The organism is Allobosea sp. TAB14 (assembly GCF_052113865.1).
GTDB classification, from domain to species: Bacteria; Pseudomonadota; Alphaproteobacteria; order Rhizobiales; family Beijerinckiaceae; genus Allobosea; species Allobosea spartocytisi.
On the sequence record NZ_JBFRDQ010000008.1, the window covers coordinates 33,490 to 52,506 of the forward strand.

The 19,017-nt window shown below is 67.3% G+C and carries 18 protein-coding genes; 10 read left to right on the forward strand and 8 right to left on the reverse strand.

The genetic code is table 11. From position 1 onward, the window contains the following. Nucleotide 1 precedes the first annotated feature (1 nt). The 8 genes from AB4Y99_RS02365 (at nt 2) to AB4Y99_RS02400 (ending at nt 8,387) form a co-directional block, all read left to right on the forward strand. Nucleotides 2-787 (forward strand): SDR family oxidoreductase, encoded by a 786-nt coding sequence (locus tag AB4Y99_RS02365; protein WP_441522223.1) that lies wholly within the window; start codon nt 2-4, stop codon nt 785-787. Nucleotides 788-837: 50 nt separating this feature from the next. Further along, nucleotides 838-1,539: a ribonuclease activity regulator RraA gene (locus AB4Y99_RS02370; RefSeq protein ID WP_038362697.1), complete on the forward strand. Its 702-nt coding sequence runs from the start codon at nt 838-840 to the stop codon at nt 1,537-1,539. Nucleotides 1,540-1,607: 68 nt separating this feature from the next. Further along, nucleotides 1,608-3,533 carry a methyl-accepting chemotaxis protein gene (locus AB4Y99_RS02375; protein ID WP_113254318.1) on the forward strand — a complete coding sequence of 642 codons (1,926 nt, stop codon included), beginning with the start codon at nt 1,608-1,610 and terminating at the stop codon, nt 3,531-3,533. A gap of 21 nt (nt 3,534-3,554) precedes the next feature. After that, nucleotides 3,555-4,760 (forward strand): pyridoxal phosphate-dependent aminotransferase, encoded by a 1,206-nt coding sequence (locus AB4Y99_RS02380; protein ID WP_038362699.1) that lies wholly within the window; start codon nt 3,555-3,557, stop codon nt 4,758-4,760. 507 nt (nt 4,761-5,267) lie between these two features. Then, entirely contained in the window at nt 5,268-6,086 is an 819-nt protein-coding gene (locus AB4Y99_RS02385; RefSeq protein ID WP_441522224.1) for a transporter substrate-binding domain-containing protein, read from the forward strand. A gap of 101 nt (nt 6,087-6,187) precedes the next feature. Further along, nucleotides 6,188-6,886 (forward strand): ABC transporter permease, encoded by a 699-nt coding sequence (locus AB4Y99_RS02390; RefSeq protein ID WP_112761630.1) that lies wholly within the window; start codon nt 6,188-6,190, stop codon nt 6,884-6,886. Then, nucleotides 6,883-7,566 carry an ABC transporter permease gene (locus tag AB4Y99_RS02395; RefSeq protein WP_113254321.1) on the forward strand — a complete coding sequence of 228 codons (684 nt, stop codon included), beginning with the start codon at nt 6,883-6,885 and terminating at the stop codon, nt 7,564-7,566. Before AB4Y99_RS02390 ends, AB4Y99_RS02395 begins: the two co-directional genes overlap by 4 nt. A 26-nt stretch (nt 7,567-7,592) precedes the next feature. Continuing rightward, nucleotides 7,593-8,387 (forward strand): inositol monophosphatase family protein, encoded by a 795-nt coding sequence (locus AB4Y99_RS02400; protein WP_441522225.1) that lies wholly within the window; start codon nt 7,593-7,595, stop codon nt 8,385-8,387. A gap of 19 nt (nt 8,388-8,406) precedes the next feature. Here AB4Y99_RS02400 and AB4Y99_RS02405 read toward each other — a convergent pair whose 3' ends face one another. Then, entirely contained in the window at nt 8,407-9,534 is a 1,128-nt protein-coding gene (locus AB4Y99_RS02405; protein ID WP_113254323.1) for an aminotransferase class I/II-fold pyridoxal phosphate-dependent enzyme, read from the reverse strand. Nucleotides 9,535-9,655: 121 nt separating this feature from the next. Between AB4Y99_RS02405 and AB4Y99_RS02410 the strand changes: the two genes are divergently transcribed. Continuing rightward, a complete protein-coding gene (locus tag AB4Y99_RS02410; RefSeq protein WP_441522226.1) occupies nt 9,656-10,483 on the forward strand; it encodes a LuxR family transcriptional regulator in 828 nt (275 codons plus the stop codon). Nucleotides 10,484-10,739: 256 nt separating this feature from the next. After that, a complete protein-coding gene (locus tag AB4Y99_RS02415; protein WP_441522227.1) occupies nt 10,740-11,543 on the forward strand; it encodes a DUF72 domain-containing protein in 804 nt (267 codons plus the stop codon). A 3-nt stretch (nt 11,544-11,546) separates the two neighbouring features. On the opposite strand, the gene AB4Y99_RS02420 is transcribed toward AB4Y99_RS02415, so the two are convergent. From AB4Y99_RS02420 to AB4Y99_RS02450, 7 genes are all read right to left on the reverse strand, one after another. Continuing rightward, nucleotides 11,547-12,032: a YbaK/EbsC family protein gene (locus tag AB4Y99_RS02420; protein ID WP_113254326.1), complete on the reverse strand. Its 486-nt coding sequence runs from the start codon at nt 12,030-12,032 to the stop codon at nt 11,547-11,549. After that, entirely contained in the window at nt 12,029-12,307 is a 279-nt protein-coding gene (locus tag AB4Y99_RS02425; RefSeq protein ID WP_038362717.1) for a hypothetical protein, read from the reverse strand. The genes AB4Y99_RS02420 and AB4Y99_RS02425 overlap by 4 nt, the downstream gene beginning before the upstream one ends. A 3-nt stretch (nt 12,308-12,310) precedes the next feature. Then, nucleotides 12,311-13,486: a low temperature requirement protein A gene (locus tag AB4Y99_RS02430; RefSeq protein ID WP_441522232.1), complete on the reverse strand. Its 1,176-nt coding sequence runs from the start codon at nt 13,484-13,486 to the stop codon at nt 12,311-12,313. A 209-nt stretch (nt 13,487-13,695) separates the two neighbouring features. After that, a complete protein-coding gene (purH, locus tag AB4Y99_RS02435; protein WP_441522228.1) occupies nt 13,696-15,288 on the reverse strand; it encodes a bifunctional phosphoribosylaminoimidazolecarboxamide formyltransferase/IMP cyclohydrolase in 1,593 nt (530 codons plus the stop codon). A gap of 108 nt (nt 15,289-15,396) precedes the next feature. Further along, nucleotides 15,397-17,145: a heparinase II/III family protein gene (locus tag AB4Y99_RS02440; protein ID WP_441522229.1), complete on the reverse strand. Its 1,749-nt coding sequence runs from the start codon at nt 17,143-17,145 to the stop codon at nt 15,397-15,399. A 93-nt stretch (nt 17,146-17,238) separates the two neighbouring features. Further along, a complete protein-coding gene (locus AB4Y99_RS02445; RefSeq protein ID WP_441522230.1) occupies nt 17,239-18,603 on the reverse strand; it encodes an RsmB/NOP family class I SAM-dependent RNA methyltransferase in 1,365 nt (454 codons plus the stop codon). Nucleotides 18,604-18,606: 3 nt separating this feature from the next. Then, nucleotides 18,607-19,017: M48 family metalloprotease (locus AB4Y99_RS02450; RefSeq protein WP_441522231.1), on the reverse strand; the 411-nt coding region annotated here is incomplete at its 5' end.

A 19,017-nucleotide genomic window follows, 5' to 3' on the forward strand; every position in this document is an offset into this window, starting at 1 on the left:
GATGGATTTCGGCATATCGGGAAAGACGGCGTTGGTGCTCGGCGCCGGCGGCGGGCTGGGCGGCGCGATCAGCCTTGCGCTGGCCCGCGAGGGCGTGAAGGTCGCGCTCGCCGACATCGACGCCGCGGCGCTGGAGCGGGCGGCGGATGCGATCGAAGCCGTGGGCGGCACCGCCGAGGCCCTGCTCTGGGATCTCGGGGATCTTTCCGTCATCGACGCCAATGTCTCGCGCATCGAGCAGGCGCTCGGCCCGGTCGACATCCTGGTCAACAATACGGGCGGACCGCCGCCGACCCCGGCCTCCGGCCAGCCGAGCGAGCTCTGGGCGAAGCATTTCCAGTCCATGGTGCTGTCGGTGATCGCGCTGACCGATCGGGTCCTGCCCGGCATGCGCGCACGTCAATGGGGCCGCATCATCACCTCGACCTCGTCCGGCGTGGTCGCGCCGATCCCCAATCTCGGCGTCTCCAACGCGCTCAGGCTCTCGCTGGTCGGCTGGTCGAAGACGCTGGCGCGCGAGGTCGGCCGCGACGGCATCACCAGCAACATCATCCTGCCCGGCCGGATCGCCACGGACCGCATCCGCTTCCTCGACGAGGCCAAGGCCAAGCGCGAGAACCGCAGCGTCGAGGAGGTCTCGGCGGAGAGCACCGGCTCGATCCCGCTCGGCCGCTACGGCCGGCCCGAGGAATATGCCGATACCGTCGCCTTCCTGGCGTCCGAGCGGGCCTCCTACCTCACCGGCAGCGTGATCCGCGTCGATGGCGGCCTGATCGCCAGCATCTGATCACCCTTCACCCTTCATCCCATCGCAAAGCAACGAGCGAGCACGACCCCATGTCCAACGACGCCAAGATCATCGAAATCCTGTCGCAGGTCACCACCGCGACCCTGACCACGATCCTGCTCAAGAAGGGCCTGCGCAATGTCTGGCTGCGCGGCACCAAGCCGCTGAAGCCGGGCCAGAAGCGCCTCGTCGGCCGTGCCTTCACCTTGCGCTTCGTGCCGGCGCGCGAGGACCTCGCCACGCCGGAATCCTGGTCCTCGCCGAGATCGACCCGCGCCGCCATCGAGGCGATGCCGGAAGGCTGCATCGCCGTCGTCGATGCGATGGGCGTGACCGATGCCGGCATCTTCGGCGACATCCTCTGCGCGCGCATGGCCAAGAAGGGCGTCGCCGCGCTGATCACGGACGGCGTGGTGCGCGACGTTGCCGGCGTGCTCGGCACCGGGCTGCCGGTCTGGTGTCAGGGGGCCGCGGCGCCGCCTTCCGTGGCCGGGCTGACCTTCGTGAACTGGCAGGAGCCGATCGCCTGCGGCGGTGTCGCCGTCTATCCGGATGATCTGATCGTGGTCGACGATGACGGCGCCGTGCTGATTCCGGCCGCGCTGGTCGACGCGGTGGTCGAGCTCGCCCCGGAGCAGGAGCGGCTCGAGGGCTGGATCATGAGCGAGGTCGAGAAGGGCGCAGTCCTGCCCGGCCTCTATCCGCCCAATGCCGAGAATAAGGCGCGCTACGAGGCGACCAAGAAGGGCTGAGCCCGGCATTGGGGGCTGCGATGGCGGCGGTCACGCCGCCATCGGCGACATGAGGGCGGGGGATAGAGATGGCGGCATTGCAGGGGCGCGTGACACTCCAGGCGAGGATCGCCGCCGGATTCCTGTTCGTTCTGGCGATGTCCGCCGTGCTGGGCTGGTTCGCCATTGCCTCGGCCCGCGATTCGCTGGCGCTGTTCCAGCGCTACCGCTCGGTCACCACCGCCGCGGCGGGGCTTGCCGCAGCGCAGGCCAGCTTCGGCGATGCGCGCCTTGCCGGCGAGGCGTTCGGCCTCTCGCTCGACCCGAGCAAGCTGGACGAAGCCGAAACGGCGGCGAAGGCCAGCCTCGCCAGCATCGCGGTGGCGAAGGCTGCGGCCGATATCGGCGGCGTCGCGGCCCTGGTCGGCACGCTGGATGAGGGGCTCGGCAGCTATATCGCGCAGATCGCGATCCTGAAGGGCGCCGGCCTCCAATCCGAAGCGGCCCAGGCGCTGCTCAAGATCGGCGAAGACAGCTCCGCCGCGATCAAGCACTCGGCCGCGGCGTTGGAGCAGCGCGCTGCCATCGTCGGGCCGGAGATGGAAAGCACCATGGCCGGCGCGGCCAGCCGCGCACTGATCCTCGTCTCCGTCGTCATCCTCATCGGCTGCGCGGTCTCGTTCGGCATCGGCCGCTCGATCGCGCGGCCGGTGCGCCAGATCACCCAGGCGATGGGCGAGATCTCCGAGGGCCGCCTCGACGCGACGATCCCGGCGCAGCAGCGCAAGGACGAGATCGGCGAGATGGCGGCGGCGCTGTCGGTGTTCCGCGACAATCTCGTGCGCGTCCGCGCTCTCGAAACCCAGGAGCGCGCCGCCGCCGCCGAGAGATCGGCCCGCGCGGAATCGATGATCGCCATCGTCAACGATGTCGGCGCCGTCGTCGCCGCCGCCGCGGCCGGCGATTTCAGCGCCCGGCTCAGGATCGAGCATGCCGATGCCGAGATGCAGAAGCTCGTCAGCGGCATCAACGAGATCAACGCCGTCGTCGACCGCGTGGTGTCCGAATTCTCCGAGGCGCTGGCCGCCATCGCCAAGGGCGACCTGACGCGCTCTGTCGCGACCCGCCATCAGGGCCGTTTCGCCGAGCTCGACCGCTCGGTCGACGACATGGTCGCACGCCTGTCGCAGGTGCTCTCCGGCATCCAGTCCTCGACCGCGCAGGTCTCCTCGGCCGCGCGCGACATCCATGCGGGAGCCGATGAACTCTCGCGGCGCGCCGAGGAGCAGGCCGCTTCGCTCGAAGAGACCGCCGCGACCACCGAGGAGCTGGCGGCCTCCGTGAAGATCAGCGCGAATTTCGCCGCGACGGTCGCGCTCGCTGCCGGCGATGCCGCCAATGTCGCGGCCCAGGGCGGCACGATCGTGCGCGATGCGGTTCAGGCGATGGAGCGCATCGAGCAGGCCAGCGCGGAGATTGCCAAGATCAGCCGCGTGATCGACGACATCGCCTTCCAGACCAATCTATTGGCGCTCAACGCCGCCGTGGAGGCGGCCCGCGCCGGCGATGCCGGCAAGGGTTTTGCCGTCGTCGCCTCGGAGGTCCGCACCCTGGCCCAGCGCTCCGGCACGGCCTCCCAGGATATCGGGCGCCTGATCGCGACGGCGACGCAGGAGGTCGGGCAGGGGGCGCAGCTGGTGCGCTCGGCCGGGACGACCTTCGAGCAGATCGTCGCGGCCTCGAAGCAGGTTGCCGACACCGTCTCCGAAATCTCGACCGCGTCGCACGAGCAGGCGCACGGCATCGAGGAGATGAATCAGGCGGTCACCCATCTGGACGGCATCACCCAGCAGAACGTCGCGCTCTCCGAGAAGAACGCGGCCGCCGCCGCCGTCCTGGCGGACGAGACGCGTCGCCTCGACACGCTGATCGCGACGTTCACGATCGGCAGCGGCTCTGCGGCGGTCATGCCGCCGCGCCTCGCCCTGGTCCGTTCCGCGACGCCGGGCGCTTAAAACAACAAAGGACTGCCTTCGATGAGCCTGCTTTCCTCCAAGCTGAAGGCCGTAAAGCCTTCGCCGACCATCGCCATCACCCGCACCGCGGCGGAGCTGCGCCGCCAGGGCAAGGACATCATCGGCTTGTCGCAGGGCGAGCCCGATTTCGACACGCCGGACCATATCAAGGCCGCCGCCAAGGCCGCGATCGACAAGGGCGCGACGAAATACACCGATGTCGACGGCACGCCCGAGCTCAAGGCGGCCGTCGCTGCCAAGTTCAGGCGCGAGAACGGGCTGAACTACGACGCGTCGATGGTCAGCGTCGGCACGGGCGGCAAGCAGGTGATCTACAATGCGTTGTGCGCAACGCTCGATGCCGGCGACGAGGTGGTCGTTCCCGCGCCCTATTGGGTGTCCTATCCGGATATGGTGCGGCTGGCAGGCGGGACGCCGGTCATCCCGCTGTGCCCCGAGGCCAGCGGCTTCAAGCTCACCCCCGCCATCCTGCGCGCAGCGCTGAGCCAGCGGACGAAATGGCTGATCCTGAACTCGCCAAGCAACCCGACCGGGGCGGGCTATTCTGCCGCCGAACTGAAGGGACTGGCGGAGGTTCTCCTCGACTTTCCCGCCGTGCATGTCCTGACCGACGACATGTATGAGCACCTACGCTACGATGGCTGGCAGTTCGCCACCATCGCCGCTGTCGAGCCCCGCCTGTTTTCGCGCACGCTCACGGTCAATGGCGTCTCCAAATCCTATGCCATGACCGGCTGGCGCATCGGCTTCGCCGGAGGACCGTCAGAACTCATCAAGGCGATGGCGACGCTGCAATCGCAGAGCACGACCAATCCGAGCTCGGTCTCGCAGGCGGCGGCCGTGGCGGCGCTCACCGGACCGCTCGATTTCCTGGCCGAACGCAACGCCGTCTTTCAGACACGCCGCGACCTCTGCCTGGAGGCCTTCTCACGTATCGAGGGGCTGAGTTGCGCGACGCCGGAAGGCGCGTTCTACCTCTACCCGTCCTGCGCCGGGCTGATTGGCCGCAAGCGTCCCGATGGGCGGGTGATCGCCAACGACGCCGACTTCGTGGACTATCTGCTCTCAGACGCCAATGTCGCGGCCGTGCCCGGCGTCGCCTTCGGGCTGGAGCCCTATTTCAGGATTTCCTTCGCGACCGGGACGGACCGGCTGCACGCGGCCTGCGCGCGCATCGCGGCGGCCTGCGCTGCTCTGAAAGCTTAGCGGCATGAACGCGCCGGCCGCAGCTGCCGGCGACATGCGCACCGGCGTGGATATCCGGCTCAGCCTGCTCTCAGGGATGTGGCCTGACGGCGACGCTTAACGTTCGCTTTGACTGCTAAGCGTTGTTGCGGAGAAGGCTCCCTCGATCACGGGGATCATCGAGAGGATCCAGGCAAGGATGCCGTAGAGCAAGCCATTGACCCGTCGCCCAGGGCGCGACGCGGGTGCCGAACGGATCGATGAAGCTAAATCTGTCATCGCGTTGTACAGGGTCGCCGGGGCGACGCCGGAGGTGCAGGCGCCTGTCGCGTCGCCTCCACGTCTTCGCGGACTGGGTCGAACACCTCTTAAGCTAGAGCTCGTGGCGGGACGTGCCYCGGCTGCTGCAGTGCATCAACCTCTGGGATGATAGGTTCATTCCCGATCTGGTGATTAGTCTCGGGTATCGGCTGCAGCTCGAAACGAACTTTCGCACCGTGACTGCCGCCTAAGAAAAAGGGGACAATCATGAAGATCAGCGTCAAATGGTTATTCGCAGCGATGATGGGGCTGTCGGCAGGGATAACGGCGGCCCAGGCTGACGAACTCAAGGTCGGCATCGAGTGCACGTCATTCCCGTTCAATTATCGCGATTCGACCGGGGCCTATGCCGGTTACGACGTCGACGTTGCCAACGAGATCGGCAAGCGCCTCGGCGACAAGATCGAGTTCGTCTGCCAGAAATGGGACGGCATGATCCCGGCGATCCTCGCCAACAAATTCGATCTCATCGTGGCCTCGATGGGCATCACCGAGGAGCGCCAGAAGAAGCTCGATTTTTCGCGCCCGTATCGCATCTCGGTCGGTCGCTTCGTCGCTCCCACGGGCGCCAAGCTCGCCTTGTTCAACCCGGACGGGTCGCTCAATCCGGAAGGCTTCAAGTCGATCAAGGTCGGCCTGCAGCGTTCGACCACCTATGACGACTGGCTGAAGGCCAAGATGCCGAGCGCCAACGTCATGCGCTACGACACCGTCGAAGCGCTGTTCCTCGACATCAAGGCCGGGCGCGTCGACACCATCATGACGAACCCGATGAAGGCGCACGAGGCCTTCCTCAGCAAGCCGGACGGCGCGGGCTTCGGCTTCGTCGGGCCTGAAGTCTCCGACGACAAGCTGTTCGGCGCCGGTGCCGGCGTCGGCCTGCGCAAAGGCAACGAAGCGCTGCTCGCCAAGGTCGACAAGGCGATCGCCGCGATGACCGAGGACGGCACGCTGGATACGTTCAGCAAGAAGTACTTCCCGTTCCCGATCTATCCGCGCGACTGGAAGCCCGCCTCGACCAATTGAGACGATCCCCGCCACGGCAAGCTGGGCCTTCGGCTCCCGGCCTGCTGTGGCGGCCGCTCGCCTGCCGAGCATCCCAGCCCCCGCCACCCGAGAGGATCACCATGTTCGAGGAGCTCTGGCGCTGGAGCGGGGCCTTCATGCAAGGCACACTGGTCATCCTCCTCGTCTTCCTGGTCTCGCTCGTCCTGACCGTGATCTGGGGGCTGCTGGGGGCAAGCGCCAAGCTGTCGGGTAATCGCGCCGCGAAGGCCGCCGCTAATGCCTACACGGTGGTTTTCCGCGGCACGCCGGAATTCCTCTTGCTGTTGCTGATCTATTTCGGCTCGGCTGTGACCCTGACGGCGCTGGTAAAGCTCGTCTGGCCGCAGACCCGCTTTGTCGATCTCTCGCCCTTCTGGGCCGGTGCCTTCGCCATCAGCCTGATCGTCGGAGCGGCCGCCACCGAGACCTTCCGCGGCGCCTTTCTCGGCGTCGATCGCGGGCAAGTCGAGGCCGCGCAGGCGTTGGGTCTCAGGCGCTTGCAGGTCTTCTTCCTGATCCGCCTGCCGCAGATGTGGCGCCTCGCCTTGCCGAGCTTCGGAAATCACATGAACTCGCTGGTCAAGGACACGGCCCTGATCTCGGTGATCGGTCTGCAGGAAATCATGTTTACCGCCGACATGGCCGCCTCGACCAACTCCATGCCCTTCGCCATGTATTTCGCGGTCGCGCTGATCTATCTCGGCTTCACGACGATCATCACCCTGGGTACGGGTCATCTTGAGCGCCGAGCCAACCATTTCATGACGGTCTCGCGATGAGCTTCGACATCGCGCTCATGCTGACGAGTTTCCCGCAGCTGCTGGCGGGGCTCGGAATGACCCTTCAGCTGCTCGGCATCTCGCTGGTCTCCGGCCTCGCGATCGCCATCGTCACGAGCTGGGCGCGAACCACGCGCTTTCTGCGCTGGCCGGCCGAGGCTTATGTCTATTTCTTCCGCGGCACGCCGCTGCTGGTGCAGCTCTTCGTGATCTATTTCGGCTTGCCGCAGGCAGAGTTCGTGCGCAGCGGGCCGTGGTGGCCGTTCCTGCGCGAGCCGTTCTGGTGCATGTGCCTGGCGCTGTCGCTGAACAACGGCGCCTATGTCGCCGAGATCATCCGCGGCGGCATGCTGGGCATCGGCAAGGGGCTGAAGGAGGCGTCATGGGCGCTGGGCCTGAGCCGCTTCCACCATCTGCGCCTGGTCACGGTGCCGATCGTCACCCGCCTTTGCCTGCCGACCTATGGCAACGAGGTCGTCAGCCTGATGAAATCGACCGCGCTCGCCAGCACGGTCACGCTGCTCGATGTCACGGGTGTCGCCCGCTCTATCGTCGCCGAGACCTTCGCCCCCTACGAGATCTTCATCGCGGCCGCGCTGATCTATCTGGCCCTGACCTTCCTGATGCAGACGCTGGTCTCGCGCCTGGAGGCGCGGCTGGGTCGTTATGCGCAGCGGTGACCGCCTTTCGCCCAGCGAGATCGTCCATGTCAGCCCAAGCCCACCCTGCCGACTTCCTGCCCTTCGCCCACCGCCTCGCCGATTGCAGCGGCGCGATCCTGCGACGTGTCGCGGGCGAGAACCGCGCTTTCGACACCAAGGGCGACGCCAGTCCGGTGACGGCGATCGATCGCGAGATCGAGACGGCCCTGCGCGCGGCGATCGCAGCCGAGTATCCCGARCACGGCATTCTCGGCGAGGAGTTCGCGCCCACGAATCTCGACAGCGAGTGGGTCTGGGTTCTGGATCCGATCGACGGAACCAAGCAATTCATCGCCGGAATTCCGCTCTACGGGACGCTGATCGCGCTCACGCGAAACGGCATGCCCGTGCTCGGCATCATCGACCATCCCATGACCGGCGAGCGCTGGAGCGCCGCCGACGGCAGCCCCGCGCTGCGTAACGGCGTGGTTGTGACGACCGCCAAGCGCAGCACCCTGTCAGGGAGCCTGCTGTTCACCTCCAGCCCCGAGCCCTATGACGACAGGGAGCGTCGCGGGGTGGCGGCCGTGCGATCGGGTGTCGCCTGGTGCGTCTATGGCGCGGGCTGCTATGGCTATGCCCGGCTCGCCAGCGGTGCGCTCCACATCGGCATCGAGGGCGGGCATGATCCGTTCGACTATTGCGCGCTCGTCCCGATCATCCGTGCGGCGGGCGGCGCGATCAGCGACTGGGAGAGCAGACCGCTCGGGCTGACCTCCGGCACGCGTTTCGTCGCCAGCGCGACCCCGACGCTGCACGAGGAGGTCCTGGCCACCATGGCGCGGGCGATGGTGGCCTGAACAGCGAGCCGTCGGGCTCTCAGGCCGCGGCGACGAGGCCGGGGGCCGTCTCCCGGATGGCGGCCGAGATGGCCGCCAGGCCGCCACGCAGTTCCTCTTCGAGCGGCCACAGGAAGCCGATCCGGAAATGGCTGCGCGGCATCTCGAACCAATGACCGGGCCCGACATAGGTGCCGTGCTTCTCCAGCAGAGTCTTGTAGAAGGCGTCGAAGTCGAAATCGGCGCCGACATTCATGCGCGGGAAGCAGACGACGCCGCCCTTGGGCTCGACCCACTCGATGAGCGGATCGTTCTTCGCCCAGTCCCGCATGATGTCGAGCCGGCGGTGCATGACCGGCGAAAGCGCGTCCAGGAAGGCGTCGCGCTTTTCCAGCATCGTGCGCGCGAGCCACTCGTCGACGACGCTGCCGCAGATGCCGATCTGCTCCTTGGCGGCGAGGAAGGTCTCGTAGAGCGCCGGATCGCGCGTGACGATCCAGCCGATGCGGATGCCCGGGATGCCGTACGCCTTGGACAGGGACGAAACGCTGATCACGCTCTTGCTCAGGCTGGCTGCGATCGGCAACTGCTCGCCATAGGACAGGTCGCGATAGGTCTCATCGACGAGGAGGCGGCAGCCCTTCTCCTCGACGAGCGCGATCAGGCGACGAAGATCGGCTTCCGGCATCAGGGTGCCGGTCGGATTATGCGGGCAGGTGATGCTGACATAGCGTGTATTGGGCCGGATCGCGGCCGCGACGCGCGCAATGTCGAGTGCGAAGCCGTCCTCGAAGGACAGGTCGATATAGCTGATCTCGCAGCCGATCGCCTTGGGCGTCTCGATGTTCGTCGCGTAGTTCGGGCGCACAACGACGAGATGGTCCTCACGCGACAGAAGCGTCGTGGCGATGATGAAAAGCGCGCCGGCCGCGCCGGCCGTGATGAGAATATCGTCAGGCGTCAGCCCCGCGCCCTGTCCCGCGACCAGCTCGCGCAGCCTCGCCTCGCCGCGATGTTCTCCGTAGAACAGCGTCAGGTCCGGGAAGGTGGCGCCGAGCTCGTGCAGGCTCTGGTCGCGGATCGAGCTTTCCGAAAGGTTGAAGCGGATCCGGTCGTAGCCGTACTCCTCCGGTGCTTCCTTCTCGATGACCATGCGTGCATATTTCATGTGCGTCATCCGCTGTGGTTGGCTTGCGTTCGTGCTTGCTTCTTAGTGACAGCGGCTCGATCTCGCCTATCCTCCCAGAGAGGGATAGCGTCGGCAGAGCGGATGGAGACGTATGCGGGATATGAACGACCGTGCGGCCCGGCTCGTAACGGCGATCGACCGAAGCAATTTTCCAGAAGCGCTGGTCAGCCATCTCGGCGAGCGTGTCGCATTCGATGCCGCGACGATCTTCGTGCACCGGCGCGAGCTCGCGCCGATCTACGTCTTCGATAACTTCGTGGGCGGCAAGGCCAAGCAGGGCATCCGCGAATATCTGCAAAAGACCTATGCGCTAAACCCATTCTTCCAGGCGCAACGAAACGGACTGGCCTCGGGCGTCTATCGCATTCGCGACCTCGCGCCCGATATATTCTTCCAAAGCGAGTTCTATAATGACTACCGGATCAAGGTCACGAGCAACGAAGAAATCGGCTATGTGACACGCGATTGGCCGGAAGGTCTGTCTGAGATCGACGTCGCCATCCAGCTCGGGCCAGACGAGACGGTCGAGTTCGCGCTATACCGCTACCGCAGCAACGGCGACTTCAGCGACGCGGACCTCATTGCGATCGAGGACGAGCTGGCCCTCTTGACCGCTTGCTTTGGCAGCTATTGGCGCCGCAATCGAGCCAGCGATGATCTCTCGGAACAGCGGACGAGCTCGGCCGGACCGGCCGCGTTCGGAGAAGGCAAGATCAGCGTGCGTGAGCGCCAAGTGCTGGAGTTCGTCCTTCGCGGATACTCATCGGAATCGATAGCCGCCCAACTCGGTATTTCGCTGGCGACAGTGAAGACGCACCGCAAGAATGCTTATGAAAAGCTGAACATCTCCACCCAGGCGCAGCTGTTCAGCCTCTACCTCAAGCATTTGGATGCCAATTATTCGATGGAACTGACCCCGCCACGTTGACACCTGTGTCGCCCGTCAGGCCGCAGCGGCGCGAGCCGAGCGCCGACATGTCGGTTGATGCGATCCGCCTCATTCGGCATCCGGAAGGCTCCAATCCGCGATGAAGCGATCATGGCTCGTCCCTCGACGGTGTCCATAGACGCCCCCGATCCTGACAGCTTTGGCGCGCCTGGCGCCTTAGCATCCGCTCTGGTCCGAAAGCGGGTGGCGCGCTCCCGCTGTCGCAGGCAAAATCGCTCATCTTCGGAGGAACACCATGGCGAACGCAGCGGGAGCGATCCATATCGGCATTGGCGGCTGGGTCTTCGAGCCCTGGCGCGGGGCTTTCTACCCGGACGGCCTGCCGCAGAAGCGCGAACTCGAATATGCCGCGAGCAAGCTGACTTCCATCGAGATCAACGGCACCTATTACGGCTCGCAGAAGCCGGAGAGCTTCGCCAAATGGCGCGAGGAGACGCCTGACGATTTCGTCTTCGCGCTCAAGGGCTCGCGCTTCTGCACGAACCGGCGCGTCCTGGCCGAGGCCGGGCCTTCGGTCGAGAAATTCCTGACCAGCGGGCTGACCGAACTCAGGCACAAGCTCGGCCCGATCAACTGGCAGTTCATGCCGACGAAGAAATTCGATCGCGAAGATTTCGAAGCCTTCCTCAAGCTGCTGCCCAAGGAACTGGACGGTATCAGGCTGCGTCATGCGGTCGAAGTGCGGCATGACAGCTTCCGGACGCCTGACTTCATCGCGCTGCTGCGCGAATACGGCGTCGCTGCGATCACTTCGGCCGATGCCGACTACACTCAGATCGCCGATGTGACCGCGCCTTTCGTCTATGCGCGAATCATGGGGACGAAGGAGGCCGAGCCGAAGGGCTATTCCGAAGCGGGTCTCGCGCGCTGGACCAAGGCCGCGCGGGTCTGGGCGGAAGGCGGTGTGCCGGAGGGGCTGGAATCCATTGGCCCACCGGCCAAGGTCGAGAAGCGTGACGTGTTTCTCTATGTCATCAGCGGCGACAAGGTCCGCAATCCGGCCGCTGCGATGGAGCTGATCGCGCGGACCAAGGGCTGAGTTCTACTCTGCCGCTGCCGCCTGCGCTGCTTCCTGGCAGACATCGACCCATTCGGCCTGCGTCAGCTCGGCCATGCGCTGTGGGGTGATGCGCAGCGCGCTATGGGTCGAGCCTGCGGCCGGCACGACGATGTCGAAGGCCTTGAGCGAGATGTCGCAATAGACCTTGAGCGGCGTGGCGAGCCCGAAGGGGCAGACGCCGCCGACAGGATGGCCGGTCAGCGCCTCGACCTCGTCCTGTCCGAGCATGCGCGGCTTGCCGCCGAGCGCGGCCTTGGCCTTCCTGTTGTCGAGCCTGGCGTCCCCGCGGGTGACGACCAGCACCACTTCGTCGCCGATGCGCAGCGAGAGCGTCTTTGCGATCTGGCCGGGCTCGACGCCATGAGCGGCAGCGGCGAGCGGGACGGTGGCGCTGCTCTCAGCCGTCACGATGACGGCGATGTCGGGAGCGTGCTCGGCGAAGAAGGCGCGGACGGATTCGAGGCTCATCGGGCAATTCGCGAGGTCAGCCACAGGATCAGCAAGCTGGCGATGGCCGGCACGCCGAAGACGATGAGGAAGATCGGCGCTTCCTCCATCACGGTATAGCCTGCCCGAGCAACGCCGATCCAGAGATTGATCAGCGCACCTGCGAACCAGAGCGGCAGGAACAGCTTCACCGCGAAGGGAATCGGCCTCCCCGCCGAGATCGAAAGGCGCGGCGCCAGGACAAGCAGGATGCCGAGCAGCGCGAAGCCGATGCCGATGACCTTGATGGTATGCATAGGTCAGGCTTCCTTCGCCCGCAGCGAGATCGCTTCCCAGGCCGCAACCAGGATCAGGATCGCGGTCGCGGCCAGGCTGAATCCGAGCGGCGGCAGCACGGTCCAGGCCGGGGTGAGCACCGCGAGCAGGCCGAGGCCGACGAGATGGGAGAGGGGATACCAGCCGGCCGTGATCCGTTTGAACAGCAGATTCCCGAGCAGATAGAAGGCCGGGCCGGCGAGTACTGCGATCGCCGTTCTGCCGTCGGTATGGCCGGTGGGATGCGCGATCACCAGTTCGTCGCCGACGGCAACGAGGATGATACCGGCGACCAGCAGGACGTGGAGATAGGTATAGGCAATCCGCGCGATCCGGCCGGGGTCTTCCGAATGGGCGATATGCTGGCTCGCCCGCTCGGCGCCGATATGGAAATAGACCCACCACATCGCGACCGTGCTCAGGAAGGCATTGAGGAAGGCGGTGAGATTGACGGCTGTTGGCGGCAGTTTTGCTGCGGTCGCGCCGGTCATGATGACGGATTCACCGAGCGCGATGATGATGAAGAGGGCGCAGCGCTCGGCGAGATGGCCGCCTTCGACGTTCCAGTCGCTGGTCAGCGAGCGGCCGAGGCCCAGCACCCGGAAGCCGACGGCGGGGCCGACATATTCGATGCCGAGCGCGATCAGCCAGAGCACGAAGCGCAACGGGCCTTCGCTCAAGCCGCCGGCGATCCAGAAGATGCCCGAGCAGACCAGCCAGATCGTGATGCGCTGGAAGTTGCGGTAGTTTGCGGGCGAGGCGTCCCTGAGGCTCACCGTCGTGAAGACCGAGCGGACGAGCTGGGCCGTGACATAGGCGCCGGCGAAGGCGAGGCCGGTCGCGCCGAAGGCCTCGGGCAGCGCGCAGGACATCACCAGCCCGAGGAACATCAGGACGAAGAGCAGGATCCGGACTGGCGGGCGTTCGGGGTCGAGCCAGTTCGTCACCCAGCTCGTATAGATCCAGATCCACCAGACGGCACCGAGCAGGAAGGCGGCCTGGGCCAGCCCGAGCACGCTGAAATGCTCGAGCAGCGTGTGCGAGATCTGCGTGATCGCGAAGACGAAGACGAGGTCGAAGAAGAGCTCGACGTAGGAGACTCGCGCATGCTGGTGTTCGACGCGCTCCCTGAGCAGCGCGCCGGGCTTGGGATTTCGCATCATCTCATGCCTCGCCCAACCGTCGATCCCAAGCGCGCCGTCATCCCGGACCAGCCGCTAAGCGGCGCCGACCCGGGATCCATGCCGGAGCGCTTCCGAGAGAGGTTCAGGCCTGGATCCCGAGTCTGCGCTTCGCTTCGCCCGGGATGACAGCGCTGGATTCTGGAAGGCTTCGACAGGGGTAGCCTGTCCTGCGGCCCGCTCCGCCGTCAATGGCGGAAGTGGCGGTGCCCGGTGAAGACCATGGCGAGGCCGGCTTCGTCCGCCGCCTGGATGACGAGGTCGTCACGCATCGAGCCGCCGGGCTGGATCACCGCCGTGGCGCCGGCTTCCGCCGCCGCGAGCAGGCCGTCGGCGAAGGGGAAGAAGGCGTCGGAGGYGACGACCGAACCCTTGGCGAGGCTCTCGGGCAGGCCGGCGGCCTTCGCTGCCTCGGCCGCCTTCCAGGCGGCGATGCGCGAGGAATCGACGCGGCTCATCTGGCCGGCRCCGATGCCGACCGTGGCGAGATCCTTCGCATAGACGATCGCGTTCGACTTGACGTGCTTGGCGACGCGGAAGGCGAAGCGCAGATCGGCGAGCTCGCGCTCGCTCGGCTGGCGCTTGGTCACGACCTTGAGCTCCATGTCGTCGACGACGGCATTGTCGCGCGACTGGGCGAGGAAGCCGCCAGCGACGGTGCGCAGCGACAGGCCCGGCGCGCGGACATCCGGCAGGCCGCCGGTCAGCAGCAGGCGCAGGTTCTTCTTGGCGGCGATCAGGGCGATCGCCTCCTCGTCGGCATCGGGCGCGATGATGACCTCGGTGAAGACCTCGACGATCTTCTTCGCAGCCTCGGCGTCGAGCCTGCGGTTCAGCGCGACGATGCCGCCGAAGGCGGAGACGGGATCGCAGCGCAAGGCAAGTTCATAGGCCTCGAGCAGCGAGCCGCCGGCCGCGACGCCGCAGGGATTGGCGTGCTTGACGATGACGCAGGCGGCCGAAGCCGCGGGATCGAACTCGGCGACGCATTCGAAGGCGGCGTCGGTGTCGTTGATGTTGTTGTAGGAGAGCTGCTTGCCCTGGACCTGGCGGGCGGTCGAGACGCCCGGGCGGTTCTCCGGCGTGCGGTAGAAGGCCGCCCATTGATGCGGGTTCTCGCCATAGCGCATGGTTTCGGCGAGCGCGCCGCCGAGCGCGCGGAAGGCCGGGCCGGTGTCGCCGAGCTCATTGGCGAACCAGTTCGAGATCGCGGCGTCGTAAGCCGCGGTGCGGGCATAGGCCTTCTGGGCGAGCTTGCGGCGCAAGGTCAGCGTGGTCGCGCCCTTCTGCGCCTCGAGATCGGCGAGGACGGAGGGATAATCGGCCGCCTCGACCACGACGGCGACGTCGTGATGGTTCTTGGCGGCGGCGCGGATCATCGCGGGCCCGCCGATGTCGATGTTCTCGATGCAGTCGTCATAGGCCTTGCCAGCCGCGACCGTCGCCTCGAAGGGGTAGAGGTTCACGACGAGCAGGTCGATCGGCTGGATGCCGTGGCCGATCATCGAGGCCTGGTGCTCGGGATGCGAGCGGATGGCGAGCAGGCCGCCATGGACCTTGGGATGCAGCGTTTTGACCCGGCCGTCCATCATCTCGGGGAAGCCGGTGAGATCGGAGACGTCGCTGACGGGCAGTCCGGCCTCGGCGATGGCCTTGGCAGTGCCACCGGTCGAGACCAGCGCGATGCCGAGCTTGTGGAGGGCGCGCGCGAAATCGATCAGGCCCGTCTTGTCGGAAACGGAAAGGAGCGCGCGTTCGACGCGGCGAAGCTCATTCGGCATCGGGATCAGGTCCGGCTGTAATGACAGGAGCAGGCAATCGACTGTTTAGGCAGACGCGCGCGAGCTATCATGCTGCGCCGCGAAAGGCAAAAAATCCTCTCCGGAACGTTACGCTTCGGGATCGGGATCGATCAGGGTTCCCTGTCGCTCCGCGAGGGCCGCGGCGAGCGTCTGGCCGGCGCGGGGATTGGGGGCGCTGATGCGGCTGAGCCGCCAGGCGATCCGTGGCGTCGCGACAGCATCGAAGAGGACGACGAGCTGCTCGGTCTTGCGGCGGCCATCGGCAGCGGCGAGGAAGAGGCTTTCCTCGATCGAGATGGTCAGGCCGCCGGCCTCGAAGCTCCAGACCTCGCCTGAAGCCAGCGCGAGCAGGGCGCCGGTGCCCTCGCGGACGAGGCTGGCGCGGACATGCGGATGCAGATGGAAGCGGGCCGCGGCGGGCAGGGCCGTCTGCGTGCCGGTCAGAGCCACCTCATCCTCGCCGCCCAGCGAGGCACCGTCGCGGGCGAGCAGCAGGCGGCGGGTATGGGTCGCGCCGATGCGGCGATAGCCGTCATGGCTGGCGACCCATTCCGGCCCATCCGCGCCGTCCTGCCGGGCGACGCGGACATCGGCCGGACCGGAGACGACCCGCATCTCGCCGAGCACCATGCCGAAATTCGCGCTGGAGCGATCTTCGAGCACGAGGGTCGAATGGGCGGCGGTGCTGCGCGCCGCCAGCCGAAGCTCGAGCGGGCCGAAGCGGCTCGCGCCGCAATTGACGATGATGCGTTGCGCGCCGCTGGAGAATTCGAAGGCGAGGCAGCCGGCATGGGCCTCGGTGGAATAGCCACCGCGCGGCGGCGCGCCGGCATCGACGATCACGACGCTGCGCTCGGCGGAGAGCCGGCTGTAGCCGGAATAGGCGGCGTGTTCGGTCGGGCGCCCGCGCGCGTCGTCATAGGCGGCAAGCGTCGCCATCAGGTCCGGCGGGGTCGTGCCCATACCGTTGAACAGGGCCAGCGCGCCGTCGCCGTGCCGGAACAGGCGCAGATGCGGCATCATCCGCTCGATCGCGGTCAGCAGGCCGCGCGGCGGCTCCAGCCCACGGGCGGCGAAGGTTTCCCGCAGCGGCAGGAGGTCGAGCAGGAAGTCGATCAGCAGGCGCGGATTGCGCGAGAGATGGCCGCCATCGGGCAGGATCTGGTCGTCGAGCTCGTCGGAGAGCAAGGTCTCCGCCCGCTTGCGGCGGGCATCCTGACCGTCCAGGCAGATGGCGGCGAGGGTGATGGCGATCAGCCCGTTGATCCGGTCGGCCCCCTCGACCGCGCCGGCGAGCGCGAGGCTGACCCGGTCGGTCAGCCGCGAGACATGGCGCAGGAAGCGCTCGTAGAAGGCGTGATCGGCGCCTTCCAGCAGGAGCGGCGAGTGGGAGAGCAGGGAAATCAGCCGGCGCGCGGCCACGGCGGGCCGGCGCGCGATATCGTTGCGGTCGCGGCGCCGGGCAATGAAATCCTCGACCAGACTGCGGGCGTTGGCGCGGGCGATGGCGGTGTCGGCGGCACGCATATGGCGCAGCCAGCCGAAGCCGTAGAGCGCCTCGGCCCAGGCCTCGGTCGGCGGCGCGATGTCGAAGGGCGATTCGCCGTGTGTGCGGACGGTGCGGCCGGCGAAGGCGTAGTAGCCCGCGTAGAAATCGCCGGCCGTGGTCGGGTCGGCCGTGCGCAGGTCGTGCGGGGCGAAGAGCAGGCGGGAGGAGGGCTTGCGACCGAAGGGCCAGAGCCTGCGCGTCGCGCCGACGAGCTGGCCACGGGTGCGCCGCGCCGCCCGTCCGATCGCGGCCTGGGCCAATCCCCGACGCTCAGACCAGGCGCTCAAATCCCCCGAAAGCTCCGTTCCCGGCGCAGCTCGAGGCCGCGCAGACCATGCCGGAAGAGGCGCGGCGTCCCCACCGCGCGAATCCCGCTTCCGTCATAGCCTGATCAGGCGACTTGCGTAAAATCCCGCCCATCCCGACAGGCGCGGCGTTTCCCCGGGCAAATGCTGCGGCAAGGTGCGGATATCGCCGTTTGCGTCGATGACGGCGTCCAAACCGCCGATTTCGGCAGGGCTCGCGCCGGCGCGACGAAACTGGGGATGACGCGTAAGGAAGGCCGAAATCTGCGCCTCGCCCTCCTCCGGCTCCAGCGAGCAGGTGCAGTAGACGAGCTGGCCGCCGGGTTTCGTCAGGGCGGCGGCGGCATCGAGCAGCTTGGCCTGCAGGGCGACGAGCCGGTCGCGATCCTCCTCCGACTTGGTCCAGGCGACGTCGGGATGGCGGCGGATCGTGCCGGTGGCGCTGCAGGGCGCGTCGAGCAGGACGGCATCGAAGGGTTCCGCCTGCCAGCTCGTGGCATCGGCCGTCACGATCTCGGCCGTGAGGCCGAGGCGCTCGAGATTGGCCCTGAGACGGCGCAGGCGCGGCCCGGAGCGGTCGAGTGCCGTGACCTGGGCGYCGGCCGCCGCGATCTGGGCCGTCTTCCCGCCCGGCGCGGCGCAGAGATCGGCGATGCGCTCGCCCGGCGCCGGCGAAATCAGCTTCACCGGCAGGGCGGCAGCGGCGTCCTGCACCCACCAGGCGCCTTCCTGATATCCCGGCAAGGTCGCGATGGCCTGCCGCTCGCGCAGGCGGATCGAGCCTGTCGGCAGCAGGATGCCGCCGAGCTTCTCGGCCCAGGCAGCCGGATCGGCCTTGGCGGTGACGTCGAGCGGCGGCTCCTCGCGATGGCTCAGCGCGATCGCGGTGGCGGCCTCCTCACCATAGGCGGCGCGCCAGCTCGCGGCGAGCCAATCCGGCGTGTCGCGGAAGGGGTTGGCCTCGGCATCGGCGAGGATCGCGTCGCGCTCGCGCACGACACGGCGCAGCAGCGCGTTGCCGAGCGCGGTGTAGCGGGCCGAGCGCGGATCCTCGTGCAGATGGCGGATGGCGAGGTCGACGGCGGCATGGTCGGGCACGTCGAGGAAGAGGATCTGGGCCGCGGCCGCGGCCAGGATCGGCTCGAACAGGCCGGAATGACGTGGGCTGCCGCGTTCCAGCCGCTCGTTGATGGCGTGCTGGATGGTGCCGAGCCGGCGGAAGGCGGTGACCGCGATGGCGCGGGCAAGCCCGGCATCGGCGGCGTCGAGCCCGGAATCCGGGACGAGGCGATCCAGCGTCTCGTCGAGTGCGACGCGGGCGCGCAGCACCTCGTCGATCACGGTCGCGGCGAGCCGGCGTGCCGGCAGGCCAGGCGCGTCGGATTCGGGAGCGGCCGCAGGCGGCTGCGGCCCGCGGCGGGGTGGGATGCGATCGGCCATGTCTCAGCCCCAGGGGCCGGGCTGGCGCGGCGCGGAACCCCAGGGGCTGCCGGAGGCCTGGCCGGTGAAGCTCGGCGCCGCCGGGGCGCGGCCGAGGCCCATGGCGCGGGCCTGCTCCATCAGCGCGGCGATGCGATTGCCGGTGTCGGGATGGGTCGAGAAGAGATTATCCATGCCGCCGCCGGTCAAGGGATTGATGATGAACATGTGCGCCGTAGCAGGCCTGGCCTCGGCTGTCTCGCTGGGAATGTGCTGGACGCCGGCCGCGATCTTGGCGAGCGCGTCGGCGAGCCAGATGGGATTGCCGGCGATTTCGCCGCCGAGGCGGTCCGCCTCGTATTCGCGCGAGCGCGAGATCGCCATCTGGATCAGCGCCGCCGCCATCGGGGCGAGGATCGAGAGCAGGATCTGGAC

Coding starts and splice junctions, on each gene's coding strand:
- AB4Y99_RS02430 (WP_441522232.1), bottom strand. CDS start 13,486: ATGCGAAATCCCAAGCCCGGCGCGCTGCTCAGGGAGCGCGTCGAACAC.
- AB4Y99_RS02370 (WP_038362697.1), top strand. CDS start 838: ATGTCCAACGACGCCAAGATCATCGAAATCCTGTCGCAGGTCACCACC.
- AB4Y99_RS02375 (WP_113254318.1), top strand. CDS start 1,608: ATGGCGGCATTGCAGGGGCGCGTGACACTCCAGGCGAGGATCGCCGCC.
- AB4Y99_RS02395 (WP_113254321.1), top strand. CDS start 6,883: ATGAGCTTCGACATCGCGCTCATGCTGACGAGTTTCCCGCAGCTGCTG.
- AB4Y99_RS02420 (WP_113254326.1), bottom strand. CDS start 12,032: ATGAGCCTCGAATCCGTCCGCGCCTTCTTCGCCGAGCACGCTCCCGAC.
- AB4Y99_RS02365 (WP_441522223.1), top strand. CDS start 2: ATGGATTTCGGCATATCGGGAAAGACGGCGTTGGTGCTCGGCGCCGGC.
- AB4Y99_RS02410 (WP_441522226.1), top strand. CDS start 9,656: ATGAACGACCGTGCGGCCCGGCTCGTAACGGCGATCGACCGAAGCAAT.
- AB4Y99_RS02380 (WP_038362699.1), top strand. CDS start 3,555: ATGAGCCTGCTTTCCTCCAAGCTGAAGGCCGTAAAGCCTTCGCCGACC.
- AB4Y99_RS02390 (WP_112761630.1), top strand. CDS start 6,188: ATGTTCGAGGAGCTCTGGCGCTGGAGCGGGGCCTTCATGCAAGGCACA.
- AB4Y99_RS02415 (WP_441522227.1), top strand. CDS start 10,740: ATGGCGAACGCAGCGGGAGCGATCCATATCGGCATTGGCGGCTGGGTC.
- AB4Y99_RS02405 (WP_113254323.1), bottom strand. CDS start 9,534: ATGAAATATGCACGCATGGTCATCGAGAAGGAAGCACCGGAGGAGTAC.
- AB4Y99_RS02425 (WP_038362717.1), bottom strand. CDS start 12,307: ATGCATACCATCAAGGTCATCGGCATCGGCTTCGCGCTGCTCGGCATC.
- AB4Y99_RS02385 (WP_441522224.1), top strand. CDS start 5,268: ATGAAGATCAGCGTCAAATGGTTATTCGCAGCGATGATGGGGCTGTCG.